Source organism: Halosimplex marinum, from assembly GCF_051414075.1.
Lineage (GTDB): Archaea > Halobacteriota > Halobacteria > Halobacteriales > Haloarculaceae > Halosimplex > Halosimplex marinum.
Genome location: NZ_JBLKNY010000003.1, coordinates 383,060 through 397,689 on the forward strand (window position 1 = coordinate 383,060; position 14,630 = coordinate 397,689).

Consider the following 14,630-nt stretch of genomic DNA (forward strand, 5'->3'; position numbering starts at 1 on the left):
ACCGTCGGACGGCACGGCCGCGCGACGGGGGACCGGGACCGCGACACCCGGGGTCGGCCCCCGGTTTCGAACGGTTTTTACTCGCCGCGGTGGTCACGGCAGACAATGAGCGCGTCCGTCGGTATCGTCGTCCCCGCCTTCCGTCCGGACGTGGACCGGCTTGCCGACTACGTCCGGGCGCTCGACGAGGAACTCGCGCCCGAGGCGATCCGGATCGAACTCGACGACGCCGACGAGCGGGTCGTCGCCGCGCTGTCGGACCTCCCGGCGACCGTCGGCGTCTCGCCGTACCGCCGCGGCAAGGGCGCCGCCGTCACCGCCGGGTTCGAGGCGCTGGAGGCCGACGTGCTCGGGTTCGTCGACGCCGACGGCTCGACCGCACCCGGCGAGTTCGCGGACGTGCTGGCCGCCATCGAGGACGGCGCGGACGTGGCCGTCGGCTCGCGGCGCCACCCCGACTCGACGATCACCAGCCACCAGACGTTCGCCCGCCGCTTTCTCGGCGACGGCTTCGCCTGGCTCGCCCGCCGGATGTTAGACGCCGATCTGTACGACTATCAGTGCGGCGCCAAGGCCATCACCGCAGAGTCCTGGGAGGCCGTCCGCCGGCACCTCTACGAGCCGGGGTTCGCCTGGGACGTGGAGCTGGTCGCGATGGCCGGCGCGCTGGAACTCGACGTGGCGGAGGTACCGATCACCTGGGAGGACAAACCCGGTTCGACCGTCTCGCCGGTGCGCACGTCGCTGCGGCTCGCCCGCGCGTTGCTCTCCTCGCGCCACCGCGCGAAACAGATCCGCAACAGCCGCGTCCACAACGCCATCGCGGCGACCCGCGAGGACCCGACGGCGCTGGTGGACAGGCATGACTGACGGCTCGGCGCGGACCCGCCTCGCGTCGCTGGTCTCGGGCATCCGGTTCGGCAAGTTCGTCTCGGTGGGCGTCGTCGGCGCAGTCTGCGACACGGCCGTGCTGGTCTTCCTCTCCGAGGTCGTCGAAGCGCCCGCGACACTCGCCTGGGCGGCCGGCGTCGAGACGGCGATCCTGATCATGTTCCTCGTGAACGAGAACTGGACGTTCGCAGACCACGGCGGCGGCGGGCGGGAGTCGTTTCTCTCGCGGCTCAAGCGCTCGCACTTGGTCCGCGCGGGCGGCGTGACGACGCAGTTCGTGGTCTGGTGGACCATCTACAATCCGCTGTACGTCGACCTGGCGTTCGGCGACGTGGAGGCCCTGTCGAACGCGGCCGGACTCGTGGGGCTGGCACCGGCGCTCGCCGGGTTGGACCTGTGGCTACTCGTCGCGAAGGGTAGCGGTGTCGCCGTCGGGATGGTCGTCAACTACGTCTTCGAGAGCCTGTTCACCTGGCAGGTCCACGAGGGCTGACCCCGGGACTAATTCACGGACGGCGAACGAATCACAACCCTTAATGGGCGGTCGGGGTTATGAACGGGTAGCGGGATGGGATAGCCAGGAGATTCCGGCGGGCTCATAACCCGCAGATCGGTAGTTCAAATCTACCTCCCGCTATGATTCTGCCGCGAACTACACGGCGAGCACCGCCTCGCGTGTGCTCCCATCGTGAGCGGCGATCATATCCGAGTAGATTTGAACTAGACGAGTCGCGCGCAGCGAATGCAATGAGCGAGCACGTCTCGACGTAGTTCAAATCTACCTCCCGCTATCATTCTGCGACGCGTTCCTCGCGAGGTGTTTTATTGCCGAGCGACCGTGAAGTCGTGATTATCGCCCGGAGTAGATTTGAACCAGGCGAGTCGCGCGTAGCGAACCCGTCGATGGATCGGTCACCAGGCATCGCCCAACGGTCAGTTCTCCAGCACGTGCCCCGAGGTCGACTTCACGGTCGATTGACGACAAGCGGAGGGTTCATAGGTCGTCGCGACACAGACACGTCACGTATGCGTCACCCGAGTCTCACCGCGCGGATGGCGATCGTGGGATCGATCCTGTTCGCGTTCTACGCCGTCGCCGCGGTCGTGGCGATGGCCGCGTTCTCGGTCCCGCTGTGGCTGGTACTGGTCGGCAGCGTCCTGTTCGTGGGCGTCCAGTACAAGATCGGCAAGTGGGCCGCGATCCGCAGTGTCGGGGCCGAAGACATGCCCGAGGAGCAGTACCCGGAGATCCACCGCCAGGTCGAGGCGCTCTCCGAGGAGATGGGCATCGACAAGCCCCGGCTCATGATCGCGCGGATGGGCGTGCCCAACGCCTTCGCCGTCGGGCGGAAGGGCGCCGGTACGGTCGTCGTCTCGCGGGAGCTGCTGGCGACGCTCGACGCCGACGAGGTCGAGGGCGTGCTCGCCCACGAGCTGGCCCACATCGCGAACCGCGACGTGGTGATGATGGTGCTCGGGCAGGGGATCGCCTCCATCGTCGCCATCGTCGCCCAGTGGGCCGTCCTGCTGACCGGCGACAACGACATCGCGGACTTCTTCCTGGCCATCGTCGTCGGGCAGATCGTCCAGATGCTCGTCATGCTGTTCGTGATGGCCATCTCGCGGTACCGCGAGTACGTCGCCGACAGCGACGCCGCGGGCGCCATCGGCTCCGGCGAACCGCTCGCACGCGCGCTGGAGAAGATCAGCCGCGGCAACGAGCGCGCCAGCGACTCGGCCATCGACGAGCAGGTCAACGCGCTGTGTATCTTCGGGGAGGAGCGCGGCCTCGCGCGGCTGTTCGCCACCCACCCGCCGATGGAGAAGCGCATCGAGAAGCTGCGGGGCTGAGATGGACTACCGCACGCTCCTGGCCGCGGTCCTCGGCGTCGGCCTCGGTGCCGTCCTGATCGCGGCGCCCGAGGCGATCGTCCGCGCGCACACGGTCGGGCGCGTCCCGGGCGACCGCGGCGGCGAGTACGGGGCCGACAGCGAGTCCGACGACCGGATCCGGCGGCTCGTCCAGGTCGTCGGCGCGGCGCTGATACTCGCGGGGCTGTACTTCGGTGCGGTCGCGGCGGGAGTCGCGTAGAACGGAGACCGAATCAGTCGTCGCCCTGTTCGTCGACGATGACGACCTCGCCGTCCTCGACGACGACGTTGATGAGCGTCTTGGCCTCGTAGCCGGCGTCGGCGAGCTTGTTCGGGCCGTCGTCCTTCTTGATGACGCAGACGATGTCGACGATGTCGGCGCCGATCTCCTCGAGGGCGCCGGTGATGCCCGAGAGGGTGCCGCCGGTCGAGAGCACGTCGTCGAGGACGAGCACGCGGTCGCCCTCGTAGACGTCGTTGACGTACATCTCCGACTCGGAGTAGCCGGTGACCTGCGAGAGCGCGACCTCCCCCTCCAGCCCGTACTGGCGCTTGCGGACGACGACGATGGGGATGTCGGTCATCAGGGAGACGGCGGTGGAGATGTGGATGCCCATCGCGGCGGGCGTGACGATCTTGTCGACGTTCTCCAGCTCGGCCTTGCGGATGATCTTGATGACGATCTCCCGCAGCAGCTCGGGGTGGAGCATCGGCACGCCGTCGCTGATCGGGTGGACGAAGTAGTGGTAGCCCTCCTTTTCGACGATGGGGGCGTCGAGCAGCGACTGCTTGAGGCGGTTCATGCCCGGGGAATGACCACGGGGGGCAAAAAGCCTGACTAGCTACGCCGACGCCAGCAGGTCGGCGAGGTAGTCGACCGCGGGGAGCGCGTACGGGCCGTACTGGAAGTAGACGAGCCCCGCGAGGACGAGCAGGTCCGTCCCGAGCGCCGCGGCGAGCCCGCCGGTCACCGCCGTCGCCCGGTCGAACCGGTCGTCGAGGGCGCTGCCGACGGCCGAGGCGGCGAAGAGCCCGCCGACGGCGAGGCCGACGACGGCGTGTAGCTGGAAGGCGCCGCCGCGGCCGAACGCGCCGACGGTGACGACCACGAACAGGAGCTGCGCGCCCAGCAGGACGCCCGCGAGGTAGCTCCACAGCGCCGTCCGGCCGCGGTCGGCGAGGACGCGGCGGGCCCACGGCTGGCGGGCCAGCGCGTAGACGCCCAGCGCGTAGACCGGCAGCAGGTAACGGACGGTCACCTGGGCGAACAGCGGCAGCCGCGGGATGTACACGAGCGTGAACAGCACGGCGGCGAGGGCGACGAACGCGTCCGTCGCGGCCGTCGGGGAGCTCCGGACGGCGCGGGCCCACCGCCGGAGCCGGTCGGCGAGCGACGGGCCGGACGACCGCCGAGCGGCGTTCGCGCGGCGGCCGCCGCTCGCGACGAGCGCGGCGACGCCCGCGAGGACGGGCGCCGATTCGAGGACCGAGAGGTTGATCGCCTGGTTGTTGTCGTGGCGGCCGATGTACCCGTCGTACCCGGCGCGGACGAAGGTCCGGTAGAGCGATTCGGGGTCCGTGACCGCCGACTTCGCGCCGGCGACGAACGGGCCGAACAGGAGAGCGAGTCGCTCCGACGCGACCGCGGCGAGGGATCTGACCATCGGTGGGAGGATGGGTTCGGAGCCCCCGTCCGCGGTCGGTCCCGCGCTCCCGCCGAACGCGGACTCGCCGACCGAGGCCCCGAACTCCGAGAGCATCCGCGGCGGCCGGACCGGGTCGCCGGAGATGAGCGCGTTCGTCAGGAAGAAGGGGACGAGCGACGCGGCGAAGGCGAGCCCGACGACGGCGAGCGTCCGGCGGTCGTTGGCCGGCGCGGTCGGCAGGTCGACGGCCGCGAGCGCGAGGAAGACGACGAACGCCTCGCCGGCGTGCACCCAGGTGTACAGGCCGACGAGGGCGTAGGCCAGCCCGCGGAAGCCGGTCGGGGAGAGCAGCGCGTCGCTCCCGTCGCCTCTTTCGCCGTCCGACCGGCTACGGTAGAAGGCGTAGACGACGCCGAGGAGGAGCGCGGTGGCGGTGACGTGGCGCTTGGGGATGGTCGCCCAGAACCCGACCGGCGTGGCGAGGACCGTCACCGCGGCCGCGGCGACGCCGACCCGTCGGTCGTGCATCCGGGCGAGCAGCCGATACGCCGTCGTCGCGACCAGTGCCGTGACCAGCACGGACCCGAGCTGGAGCGCGGCCAGCGGCAGGAGTCGCGCGGGGATCGGTTCCGCCAGTGCGGCGTGGGCGACGAACCCCGCGAGCGCGGTCGCCGCACCCGCCGACGCGCAGAGCGACTCGCGCCCGGTGAGGCGGCCGACCTGGACCGCGAAGGCGAGCACCAGCAGCGACCAGCCCGCCGCGAAGACGAGCCCGGGGTCGGCGACGGTCGTGGCCGCGCCCAGCGCCCACAGCAGCGGGACCGCGACCGCCACCTGGCCGTAGTTGCGGCCGTAGAGCCGGCCGTCGTAGGTCTTCATCCCGGGCGCTTCCAGCGACCCGTAGACCGCCTCGTCGACGACGAGGCTCCCGTCGGCGAGCGCGACCACGGCGTTGGCCAGCGTGTAGTTGTCGGTGATGAACACGCCGATCCGCCAGGTGAGGGCGACAGCGAGGACGGTCCCGAGAAAGCAGACCAGCCCGAGGCGGTCCCCGACGAGCGCGCGGACGAGTACCGTCCGCGCCCCGGCCAGTCGCTCCCGCGCGTCGGCGGGGGTGAACCCGCGAAGGCGCCCGACGCTCATCCGGTCACCTCCACCGACACCGTGCGGTTCGCGACGACGGTCCGCCCGTCGCTGTCCCGGAGGACCAGCGACAGCTGTCCGTCGTACCGCTCGGCGTCGACCGCGTCGTCGGCGAGCGTGTCCTGGCGGAGCGACAGCGAGGTCCAGCCGTCCGTCCCGTCGCGCAGGAAGTGGGTCGTCGAGCGGGAGTAGCCGAGCGCGGGGATGTCGACGCCGTAGGCGACCGTCGGTTTGCCCTCGACGGCCGCGAAGCGGACCCGCGCGTCCGGGACCGTGAGGTAGTACGACTGCGACTGGTACCCCCGGTCGAGCGCGACCGACGACGGGAGTTCGACCTCGTCGACGGCGGCCGACCCCTCGCCGAGACCGGACATGTCGTAGCGTGGCGTCGTCAGGTCGACGAGGCCGATCGCGGGACCGCTGAGGAGGGTCACGCCGAGGATGATCCCGGCGGCTGCGTAGACGGCGGCGCGGCCCCGATCCATTGGCGGATGACTGCGCCCGACCGAGATAAAGCCGACGGCCGCGGAGCGGCGACCGTCGACCCCGGTCCCGGCGGCGCTATCTTGGTTCAGCGAGAGAATCCCGCCGTTCACGGCGGGCGTGAATCGCGTAAGCCCGGTGCCCCAGTCCACGTGGGGCTGCTCAACTGAATACCCACCTCCACAATAGTTATTGAAATTGGGTGTCTGAATTTGGTAAGGCCAAATGGAGTATCACCTGCAATCCGGGTCGCATACGGTATACGCACTCCAATACCACTTCGTGACCGTCACGAAGTATCGCGCCGACATTCTCACCGACGAGCGGTTGGAGCGCGTCGCCGAAGTTGCTCACGAGATTGCAGAGGACTTCGAGGCCGACATCAAGAACGTAGACGGCGGCACCGATCACGTTCACATCTTGTTCACGACCAAACCCACCACCGACCTCACGAAGTTCATCAACTCGCTCAAAGGTGTCACCTCGCGCCGGATTCGGCAGGAGTACCCGGAGGTGAAACAGACGCTCGAAGATGCCTTCTGGCAACCGGGATATTTCCTCGCGACGACCGGCCAAGTGAGCATCGACGTGCTGATGGACTACGTGGACGACCAGTAGCATGACCGCAACAACCACGAAAACGCTGGAGGCGACGCTCGCCCCGCCGACAGCCCACAAAGAGCGCAAACTGTGCGACCTGCTCGACACCTACCGGGCAGGACTCCACGAGGCGTTCGAGGCCGGGTGCGAGACGATGACCGCCACCAGCGACGTGGTGACGCCCTACGACCTGCCGTATCAGGCGAAGGCGGCCCTGTGCAACTACGTCCCGCAACTGCACGGCACCTACGACGCACAGGCGTTGGACGACGACCATCCGGTTCGGCTCACCAACCAAGCTGCCGAGTTCGACCACTCGGCGGCGCGTGACTACGAGTTTACGTGGTGGGTGCCACAGCCCGGTCGCGGCACCAACTTCTGGATACCACTTCGGATTAATCCCGCCCAGGAGGGACTGTGGCACGACCTCGTGGACGGTGCGGCGTCGGCAGGCCAACTCCGCCTGCAACGCCACCGCACGTCGTGGACGCTCCACGTCACCGTCGAGTTCCCGGTCGAAAATCCGGGCTACGAACCCACCGACGACGATGTAACACCAGTTGGCTTCGACATCGGCGAAGCACACCTGCTCGCGGGCTGTGCCTGCAAGCAGGGCACTCCGACTGACCCACTGCTCATCACCGGTGGCCGCGCTCGTAACCTCCGCAAAGAGATGTTCACGACGCTCAAGCGGTTGCAAGAGCGCGAAGCCGCCCAGTGGCGGATTGACGAGCGATTCGATCACTACCAGAACGCACTCACAGACATCATCGAGAAGGCATCCCGACAGGCCATCGAGTACGCTCGCCGGTTCGAGAAGCCTGTGATCGTGCTGGAAGACCTCTCGGACATCCGCGAAGACCTCGATTACGGCGAGTGGATGAACCGACGCCTCCACGCATGGGCGTTCGCTCGCTTGCAGGAGCGCATCGAGGACAAAGCGCGAGAGTCTGGCATCCCGGTCGAATACGTCGAACCGTCCTACACGTCGCAGACGTGCCACGAGTGCGGCCACATCGGATATCGGGACGGCGATGAGTTCCGGTGTCAGAACGACGAGTGTTGGGTGTCGGAGTATCACGCAGACATCAACGCGGCGGTCAATGTTGCTGACCGCCACGACCCGTGGGGTGAGAGCCTGCCGCTGAAACCGGCGGGCGATGACATCCCACGGGATGGGAGCGCCTGTGACAGCGCCGCGACCCCCACCGAGCAGAGTCAACCACGACAGATGACGCTCGGAGAGGTTGGGTCGGAACCCACTGCCGGTAGTTAGCTGGTATTCCCATGCAGGGAAGCCGCGCCGTTCACGGCGCGGAGGATGTCACCGGTCGAACTCGTCGGGGACGTACTCGTCGTCGCCGAGTTGCATGTCGGCGCCGCTGTAGGTGTGGTAGGCGGCGGAGACGGTGAACGTGGCGGCGATGACGGTCGCCCACTCCAGGGGCGTCAACAGCGTGAGGGGGTAGAGCCCGGTCCACAGCGCCGCGACGATGGCACAGCTGATCGACCCGAGCGAGAGGTAGAACTCCCGCCAGGGGAACTCCGACCCGGGAACGATCTCCAGGTAGACGGTCAGTTCCTCGGTGTGGGGCGTCCGCGCGACCGTGTTGTCGTCGGTGTCGTACTCGACGATGCCGGCCTCCTCCATCCTGCAGAGGTGGGTCTGCTGGAGGGTCGTGTAGACGCGTTTCTTCTGGTCGTTGGTCACTTCCTCGACCGGCGTCTGGTACTCCCAGGCGGCGACCTGCCTGGCCAGGTCGCTCAGCTCCACCGGCTCCTCGAAGCGCTTCAGATACTCCAGGACGTAGCGGCGCCGCTGGTTCTGCAACACGTCGAATATCTCCCCTTTCGACAGCTCCTCGTCCCCGTCCGTGCCGGCCGGAAACCGTCTCGTCTCGTTGCTCATGGTGTCAGACCCGTCTTCGCGCGAGGCAAAATCCCCTGCGCGTCCGTCGATAGTGTGTGATTCTACGGGCATATGCTAAGAGCGTTTCGGAGCCGCCACTCCGGTGACACACCGCTCCATCCTGACCCGAGAAGCCTCTCCGGAGCCGTACATCCCGTTTTCGCGGATGATATCGCAGTTCAGTATCAATACGAAAAATGCGGATTCGGATCTACTACCTCCGCGAAGTGGCCGCGGTCGTCAGGCGTCCGGACCGGTCCACGTTTTCAGCGTGGACGAACTCTCGCCGGCCGAACTCTGCCAGACCAGGCTGATCTCGCCGTCGGAGCCGATCTGAGAGAGTTCAACCGACATCCCCGCCTGGACCTCCGAAGTCGGGTCGACATCGGTCTTGTAGTTGTCCCAGCTCTGACTTAGCGGCGAGGGGGAACCGCCCGCATTGTCTCCCGCCGATCCGCGAAGGTAGAGGTTCTGCGCCTGGATCGTCTCACCGCCGTCATGAGTGACAGTGAGCGGGCCGTGGTCGTCGGTATCGACCTCCCACTGGAAGCTGAACGATGCCTGCGGGGAGCTGTTGCTGACCTGGTCGCCGAGTCCGAGGACGAACGTCGCGATGACGGCCGCGAGGATCACCGTGATCGCCACCATCAGGATGACGCCGATGACCGGCGACACCGCGTCGTCGTCGTTGAGTAGTCGGTTGAGTTTCATGGGTTGTCGTCACGCCCGATACGTGGGGTTGTCCCCCGTTGCGTCGCCGTCGGTCCGAGCCATCCACGACGGGCCCGACGACGTTCGGTGCGTGTCACCTGTGAGTCTCCCGTCCCGATACATAAGCCTCACCACCGTATTATCAAAATCGCAAATTCAAGCCGCGACTTCTCCGTATCATCTTTGATTCTCGGACGTATCGCTCCGCTTGAAACGCCGCGGGGGACGGTCGCCCCCGACGGTTCGGACGTTCGGACTCGGACCGGCCATATATCGTGTCAATTTCGCTCGGACTGTCAACAGATACGCGGTTTGATTGACGGACCGGCGGCCGGAGCGGTCCGGGCGGCGACCGAAGTTGGGAAGGATTAAGTCGCGTCTCCCGACACAGACGGGTGTGCAACCGGACCGGCTCGCGCTGCTCGCCGTGGTCGCCCTCCCGTTCCTCGGTGCCGCGGTCGCACCGCTGGTCTACCGGGTCCTCGGCGAGCGGACCGCCTACTTCGCCGCCGCCGTCGCGGCCGCCTGTCTCGGGCTGGTCGGCTTCGTCGCCGACGCCGTCGGCACGGGGGGGACCGCGTACGTCGTCGAGTGGATCCCCAGCTACGGCGTCTCGCTCGCGTTCTACGTCGACGGCCTCGCCCTGCTGATCGGCACACTCGCCAGCGGCGTCGGCGTGCTCGTGTTCACCTACTCCGGCGGGTACATGCACGGCGAGCCGGGCCAGGCGAAGTACTACGCGACGCTGCTGGCGTTCATGGGCTCGATGCTCGGCGTCGCCTTCGCTGCCGACCTGATCGCCCTCTTCGTCTTCTGGGAACTCACGAGCGTCTCCTCGTTCCTGCTCATCGGCCACTACCAGGACGCCGACGCCTCCCAGTACGCCGCCCGCAAGTCGATGCTCATCACCGTCGCCGGCGGGCTGTTCATGCTCGTCGGCTTCCTCCTGCTCGCCGTCGTCGCCTCGGGAGTTCCGGGCGTCGGCTCGGCGTTCCGCCTCGCCGGCGAGGGCTCCATCCTCGCCAGCGCCGGCCCGATGGTCGACGCCCTGCGCGCCCAGGGGCTGTTTGTCCCCGTCCTCCTGCTGGTCGGCGTCGGCGCCGCCACCAAGTCCGCCCAGATCCCCTTCCACATCTGGCTCCCGAACGCGATGGAGGCGCCCACACCCGTCTCGGCCTTTCTCCACTCGGCCACGATGGTCAAGGCCGGCGTCTACCTCGTCGGCCGGTTCCGCCCGCTGCTGGTCGGTGACGAGTGGACCCTCGTCTTCGGGCTGCTCGGGCTCGCGACGATGACCGTCACCGCCGTCCTCGCCGTCGGCGCCAGCGACATCAAGGAGCTGCTGGCCTACTCGACGGCGTCGCACCTCGGGCTCATCGTCGCCGGCTACGGGATGTCCGGCTACCTCGGCGCCGAGACCGGCGCCTTCCACATCCTGAACCACGCGCTGTTCAAGGCCGCCCTGTTCCTCGTGGCCGGCATCGTCGCCCACGAGGCCGGCACCCGCGCCATCGACGAACTCGGGGGGCTCGCGAGGGACCTCCCGATAACGGCGGGGGTCACCGTCGTCGCCGCGCTCGGGATGGCCGGCGTCCCGCCGTTCAACGGCTTCTACTCCAAGGAGTTCCTCTTCCACGCCGTCTACTACACCGCCGAGCACGCCGTCGCCGACGGCGGCTCGGTCCTCTGGTGGGCGCTGCCCGTCGTCGCCGTCCTCGGCAGCGTCTTCACCTTCCTCTACTCGATACGGTTCCTGATGCTGTTCTTCGGTGACAGGCCCGACGCCCTGGGCGACGTCCACTCGCCGCCGGTGGCGATGTGGCTACCGGCGGCCGTGCTGGGCGCGCTCGCGCTCGTCGTCGGCCTCGGGGGGGTGACCGGCACGTTCGGCGTCCACCTCACGCCAGTCGAGAGCTTCGTCCGGGCGGTCATGGACAGCTCGCTGGCCCCCGCCGAGGTCGGCGAACACGAGTTCGCCTACTACCTCCCCACGGAGGTCACGCCGTGGCTGATCATGAGCGCGGCGACCATCGGCGTCGGCGCGGTCGCCTACCCCTTCTTCGACCGGATCCGCGACGGGGTTCGCGCCGTCCGGTCGGTCGATCCGCTGCGGCCCAACTGGTACTACGACGGGGTCACCGAGGGCCTGGACCGCTCGTCGGCCATCGACCTGGTCCAGACCGGGGACCTCCGCACGTACGCGGTCGCGCTCTCGCTCGCGCTCGCGGCGCTCGCGCTCGGCGCGTACGCGGCCGCCGGCGTCGCGGCGCCCGCGCTCGACCCCGCCGGGCTCGAACTCGCGCTGGTGGTCGTCCTCGCGGTCGCCGTCGTCGCCGCGCTCGCGGTGGCGGCCGCGCCCTCCCACATCGCGGGCGTGCTGACCCTCTCGATCCTCGGGTTCATGGTCGCCATCTTCTACATCCTCGGCAGCGCGCCGGACCTGGCGCTGACCCAGCTGGTCATCGAGACCCTCGTGCTGGTGATCTTCCTGCTGGTGCTCGACAAGCTGCCGGCCTTCTACGGCACGGTCGACCGGTTCCGGGCAGCCCGCGACGCCGTCGTCGCCGGCGCGGTCGGGCTCACCGTCACCGTGACGGTCCTGCTGTCGACGGCGGGGACGCCGGACGACGTGATCGCCCAGTACTTCGTCGAGCACGGCCCCGTTCCGGCCGAGCACGACCCGGTATTCGTGAACGCCGGGGGCGGGGGGAACATCGTCAACGTGATCCTCGTCGACTTCCGGGCGTTCGACACGCTCGGGGAGATCTCGGTGGTCGCGATGGCCGCGCTGTCGGTCGTCACGCTGATCGCGATGCGCGAACGAGGTGAGATCCAGTGACACAGGACAGACAGCCGACCGTCATCGCCCGCACCGTAGTCAGACTGGTCGTGCCGCTCATCCTCGTGACGGCGCTGGCGCTGCTCTTCCAGGGCCACAACCTGCCCGGCGGCGGCTTCATCGCCGGCGTGCTCACGGTGACGGCCTTCGCGCTCGTGTACATCATCTTCGGGCTCGACTACCTGGAGACGGAGCTGCTCGACCGCACCCCCGGCGTCCGGTCGGAACCGGAGTCGGGGATCGTCCGCGAGTACGGCCTGGTCTTCGCGTTCGGGCTCGCCCTCGCCGCCGGCAGCGGCATCGCCGCCATCGCCCTGGGCTATCCGTTCCTCACGCAGGCGGTCGCGTTCGTCGAGCCGCTCCCGGTCTACGGGTATCTGGAGGTGGCGTCGGCGCTCGCGTTCGACCTGGGCGTCTACGCAGTGGTCGTCGGCGCGCTGTTGACGATCCTCGCGGAGGTGGGGGCGGAATGACGCAGGTGGTCCTCGCCGTCGTCCTCGGGCTCCTGTTCGCGCTCGGGACCTTCCTGATCCTCCGGCGGGACGTGGTCCGGGTCGTCTGGGGCGTCACGATCATCAGCCAGTCGGCCAACGTCTACCTCGTCACGATGGGCGGGCTGACCGGCCGCGCGCCGGTCCTCGGCCACGGCGACGGCCACCCGGTCGCCTGTTCGGTGCCCGACGCGGGCGCCAACTGCGTCACCGACCCGCTCGTCCAGGCGCTGGTCCTGACGGCCATCGTCATCGGCTTCGGGACGACGGCCTTCGCGCTGGTGCTCACCTACCGGCTCTACGAGGAGCACGGCACGCTCGACCTGGCGGAGGTGACCGTCGAATGAGCGCCGATCTGGCCGTGACGACGACCCACGTCGTCGTCGCGCCGATGCTCGCCGCGCTCGTGACCGCCATCGCGACGCTGGCGACCCGCCGCTACGACCGCCTCCAGCGCGGGCTCAGTCTGCTCGGGATCGGCGCCTACGCCGTCTTCGTCGGCCTGCTGACCGACACCGTCCTCTCGGGCGGGCCGCTGACCTACCAGCTGTCGGCCTGGCGGGCGCCCTTCGGCATCTCGCTGGTCGCCGACGCGCTGGCCGTGTTCATGCTCTCGCTGGCCGCGCTGGTGACCGTCGCCATCCTCGTCTACTCGGTCGTCTACGTCGACGACCAGGGCCAGCGCGTCTCCTACCACCCCCTGTTCCACTTCATGCTGCTCGGGGTCTCCGGATCCTTCCTCACCGGCGACGTGTTCAACCTCTTCGTCTGGTTCGAGGTGATGCTCATGCCCAGCTACGTGTTCGTCGTCTTCTACAGCGGCCCGCGGCACACCGCCGCGGCGCTGCAGTACGCCGTCCTCAACCTCGTCGGCAGCGCGCTGATGCTCGTCGCCATCGGCGGCCTCTACGCGACGACCGGGACGCTCAACATGGCCGACATCGCCCGCCGGCTGGCCGCCCCCGCCGCGTTCGGGATCGACCCCGCGCCCGTGCTGGGCCTGTCGGCCATCCTCTTCGTCGTCTTCGCGCTGAAGGCCGGCATCGTCCCCTTCCAGTTCTGGGTGCCGCCCGCGTACCGGGCCGCGCCGGCCCCGATCTCGGCGTTCCTCGCGGGCGTCACCAAGAAGGTCGGCGTCTACGCCGTCGTCCGCCTGTACTTCACCGTCTTCGCGGTCGGCGCCGTCGACGGCGGGCTCGGCCTCCCCGGGCTGTCGGGGGCGTCGTTCCTGGCCTTCTTCGGGCCGGTGATGTTCCTGATGGCGCTGGCGAGTATGCTCGTCGGCGGGGTCGGCGCCGTCAGCCGGGAGAACTTAGACGACGTGTTCGCCTACTCCAGCATCGGCCAGGTCGGGTTCATCGTCCTGCCGCTCGCCGTGGTCGCGACGGTCGGCGACCACTCGCTGGGCGCGCCGGCCACCGACCTCCAGGTACTGGGGATCGTCGCCGCGCTGGTCTACTCGCTCAACCACGCCGTCGCCAAGTCGCTCCTGTTCCTGGTCAGCGGCGCCGTCCACGACATCGCGGGCACCATCGAGCTCGACCGGCTCGGCGGGATCACGACGCGGTTCCCCGTGCTGGCCGGCTCGTTCTTCGTCGGCTCGCTCGCGCTCGTGGGCATCCCGCCGCTGTCGGGCTTCTTCGGGAAGCTGCTCGTCTTCGACACGGGCGGGCGGGCGCTCGCCGCAGGCGCGCCCGGGGCCGGACTCGCGCTGGCGGGCGCGCTCGTGGGCGCGATCTTCACCATCGCGTACCTCTCCCGGACGTGGACGAACGCCTTCTGGGGCGGCGTCACGCCGGGCGTCGAGCACGGGAGCCGCTCGGCGGTCCTCGTCGCCGTCGTCGCCGCGCTCGCGCTCGCGGTCGTCGCCATCGGCGTCGGCTTCGACCCGGTCTACGCGTTCGCCGAGTCCGCCGCCGAGGCGGCGCTGGACACCGAGGGCTACGTCGACGCCGTCGGCCCGGAGGTGGTCTCCCGTGAGTGACGCGCCGGTCGCCCCGGACGGCGGTCCGCGGACCGTGCCCGGCGGTCCGGCGAGCCGGGAG

General features: G+C 68.9%; 15 protein-coding genes and 1 tRNA gene. 11 read left to right on the forward strand and 5 right to left on the reverse strand.

What is annotated here, in order from left to right; genetic code table 11:
* Positions 1–105 precede the first annotated feature (105 nt).
* From ACMGFI_RS02875 to ACMGFI_RS02895, 5 genes are all read left to right on the forward strand, one after another.
* A complete protein-coding gene (locus tag ACMGFI_RS02875) occupies positions 106–870 on the forward strand; it encodes a glycosyltransferase (protein ID WP_436907188.1) in 765 nt (254 codons plus the stop codon).
* Positions 863–1,384 carry a GtrA family protein gene (locus ACMGFI_RS02880; RefSeq protein WP_436907190.1) on the forward strand — a complete coding sequence of 174 codons (522 nt, stop codon included), beginning with the start codon at positions 863–865 and terminating at the stop codon, positions 1,382–1,384. Before ACMGFI_RS02875 ends, ACMGFI_RS02880 begins: the two co-directional genes overlap by 8 nt.
* 69 nt (positions 1,385–1,453) lie before the next feature.
* Positions 1,454–1,528, forward strand: a tRNA-Met gene (locus ACMGFI_RS02885).
* A 389-nt stretch (positions 1,529–1,917) separates the two neighbouring features.
* Positions 1,918–2,742 carry a M48 family metallopeptidase gene (locus ACMGFI_RS02890; RefSeq protein ID WP_436907192.1) on the forward strand — a complete coding sequence of 275 codons (825 nt, stop codon included), beginning with the start codon at positions 1,918–1,920 and terminating at the stop codon, positions 2,740–2,742.
* Between the two features lies 1 nt (position 2,743).
* On the forward strand, positions 2,744–2,983 hold the full coding sequence (locus tag ACMGFI_RS02895; protein WP_436907193.1) for a hypothetical protein: 240 nt from the start codon (positions 2,744–2,746) through the stop codon (positions 2,981–2,983).
* 13 nt (positions 2,984–2,996) lie between these two features.
* On the opposite strand, the gene hpt is transcribed toward ACMGFI_RS02895, so the two are convergent.
* Genes hpt through ACMGFI_RS02910 form a run of 3 tightly spaced genes read right to left on the reverse strand, consistent with a single transcriptional unit; the run spans position 2,997 to position 6,037 of the window.
* A complete protein-coding gene (gene hpt, locus ACMGFI_RS02900; RefSeq protein ID WP_436907194.1) occupies positions 2,997–3,566 on the reverse strand; it encodes a hypoxanthine/guanine phosphoribosyltransferase in 570 nt (189 codons plus the stop codon).
* Positions 3,567–3,605: 39 nt separating this feature from the next.
* Positions 3,606–5,552 carry a hypothetical protein gene (locus ACMGFI_RS02905; RefSeq protein ID WP_436907195.1) on the reverse strand — a complete coding sequence of 649 codons (1,947 nt, stop codon included), beginning with the start codon at positions 5,550–5,552 and terminating at the stop codon, positions 3,606–3,608.
* A complete protein-coding gene (locus tag ACMGFI_RS02910; RefSeq protein WP_436907197.1) occupies positions 5,549–6,037 on the reverse strand; it encodes a hypothetical protein in 489 nt (162 codons plus the stop codon). The genes ACMGFI_RS02905 and ACMGFI_RS02910 overlap by 4 nt, the downstream gene beginning before the upstream one ends.
* Before the next feature lie 223 nt (positions 6,038–6,260).
* Between ACMGFI_RS02910 and tnpA the strand changes: the two genes are divergently transcribed.
* Together tnpA and ACMGFI_RS02920 are read left to right on the forward strand one after the other, a co-directional pair.
* Entirely contained in the window at positions 6,261–6,653 is a 393-nt protein-coding gene (tnpA, locus tag ACMGFI_RS02915; RefSeq protein ID WP_436907198.1) for an IS200/IS605-like element ISNph5 family transposase, read from the forward strand.
* A gap of 1 nt (position 6,654) precedes the next feature.
* Positions 6,655–7,911 carry an RNA-guided endonuclease TnpB family protein gene (locus tag ACMGFI_RS02920; RefSeq protein WP_436907200.1) on the forward strand — a complete coding sequence of 419 codons (1,257 nt, stop codon included), beginning with the start codon at positions 6,655–6,657 and terminating at the stop codon, positions 7,909–7,911.
* Between the two features lie 48 nt (positions 7,912–7,959).
* Here the strand turns inward: ACMGFI_RS02920 and ACMGFI_RS02925 are convergent, their stop codons facing one another.
* Both ACMGFI_RS02925 and ACMGFI_RS02930 read right to left on the reverse strand, forming a co-directional pair.
* On the reverse strand, positions 7,960–8,544 hold the full coding sequence (locus ACMGFI_RS02925; protein ID WP_436907202.1) for a DUF7344 domain-containing protein: 585 nt from the start codon (positions 8,542–8,544) through the stop codon (positions 7,960–7,962).
* Between the two features lie 240 nt (positions 8,545–8,784).
* Complete coding sequence (locus ACMGFI_RS02930; protein WP_436907203.1) at positions 8,785–9,255, reverse strand: type IV pilin domain-containing protein; 471 nt, start codon at positions 9,253–9,255, stop codon at positions 8,785–8,787.
* A 397-nt stretch (positions 9,256–9,652) separates the two neighbouring features.
* On the opposite strand from ACMGFI_RS02930, the gene mbhE reads away from it, so the two are divergent.
* Genes mbhE through ACMGFI_RS02950 form a run of 4 tightly spaced genes read left to right on the forward strand, consistent with a single transcriptional unit; the run spans position 9,653 to position 14,569 of the window.
* Positions 9,653–12,094, forward strand: coding sequence for a hydrogen gas-evolving membrane-bound hydrogenase subunit E (gene mbhE / locus ACMGFI_RS02935; protein ID WP_436907205.1), 2,442 nt, complete (start codon positions 9,653–9,655; stop codon positions 12,092–12,094).
* Positions 12,091–12,567 carry an MnhB domain-containing protein gene (locus ACMGFI_RS02940; RefSeq protein ID WP_436907206.1) on the forward strand — a complete coding sequence of 159 codons (477 nt, stop codon included), beginning with the start codon at positions 12,091–12,093 and terminating at the stop codon, positions 12,565–12,567. The genes mbhE and ACMGFI_RS02940 overlap by 4 nt, the downstream gene beginning before the upstream one ends.
* Positions 12,564–12,932: a sodium:proton antiporter gene (locus tag ACMGFI_RS02945; RefSeq protein WP_436907207.1), complete on the forward strand. Its 369-nt coding sequence runs from the start codon at positions 12,564–12,566 to the stop codon at positions 12,930–12,932. The genes ACMGFI_RS02940 and ACMGFI_RS02945 overlap by 4 nt, the downstream gene beginning before the upstream one ends.
* Positions 12,929–14,569: a complex I subunit 5 family protein gene (locus ACMGFI_RS02950; RefSeq protein ID WP_436907208.1), complete on the forward strand. Its 1,641-nt coding sequence runs from the start codon at positions 12,929–12,931 to the stop codon at positions 14,567–14,569. The genes ACMGFI_RS02945 and ACMGFI_RS02950 overlap by 4 nt, the downstream gene beginning before the upstream one ends.
* The last annotated feature ends 61 nt before the right edge of the window (positions 14,570–14,630 follow it).

What these genes read in the sequence shown, in the direction of transcription:
- ACMGFI_RS02875 (WP_436907188.1), top strand. Translation starts at nt 106, where the DNA reads ATGAGCGCGTCCGTCGGTATCGTCGTCCCCGCCTTCCGTCCGGACGTG.
- ACMGFI_RS02930 (WP_436907203.1), bottom strand. Translation starts at nt 9,255, where the DNA reads ATGAAACTCAACCGACTACTCAACGACGACGACGCGGTGTCGCCGGTC.
- ACMGFI_RS02905 (WP_436907195.1), bottom strand. Translation starts at nt 5,552, where the DNA reads ATGAGCGTCGGGCGCCTTCGCGGGTTCACCCCCGCCGACGCGCGGGAG.
- ACMGFI_RS02925 (WP_436907202.1), bottom strand. Translation starts at nt 8,544, where the DNA reads ATGAGCAACGAGACGAGACGGTTTCCGGCCGGCACGGACGGGGACGAG.
- ACMGFI_RS02890 (WP_436907192.1), top strand. Translation starts at nt 1,918, where the DNA reads ATGCGTCACCCGAGTCTCACCGCGCGGATGGCGATCGTGGGATCGATC.
- ACMGFI_RS02945 (WP_436907207.1), top strand. Translation starts at nt 12,564, where the DNA reads ATGACGCAGGTGGTCCTCGCCGTCGTCCTCGGGCTCCTGTTCGCGCTC.
- ACMGFI_RS02880 (WP_436907190.1), top strand. Translation starts at nt 863, where the DNA reads ATGACTGACGGCTCGGCGCGGACCCGCCTCGCGTCGCTGGTCTCGGGC.
- tnpA (WP_436907198.1), top strand. Translation starts at nt 6,261, where the DNA reads ATGGAGTATCACCTGCAATCCGGGTCGCATACGGTATACGCACTCCAA.
- hpt (WP_436907194.1), bottom strand. Translation starts at nt 3,566, where the DNA reads ATGAACCGCCTCAAGCAGTCGCTGCTCGACGCCCCCATCGTCGAAAAG.
- ACMGFI_RS02950 (WP_436907208.1), top strand. Translation starts at nt 12,929, where the DNA reads ATGAGCGCCGATCTGGCCGTGACGACGACCCACGTCGTCGTCGCGCCG.
- ACMGFI_RS02910 (WP_436907197.1), bottom strand. Translation starts at nt 6,037, where the DNA reads ATGGATCGGGGCCGCGCCGCCGTCTACGCAGCCGCCGGGATCATCCTC.
- ACMGFI_RS02895 (WP_436907193.1), top strand. Translation starts at nt 2,744, where the DNA reads ATGGACTACCGCACGCTCCTGGCCGCGGTCCTCGGCGTCGGCCTCGGT.
- ACMGFI_RS02920 (WP_436907200.1), top strand. Translation starts at nt 6,655, where the DNA reads ATGACCGCAACAACCACGAAAACGCTGGAGGCGACGCTCGCCCCGCCG.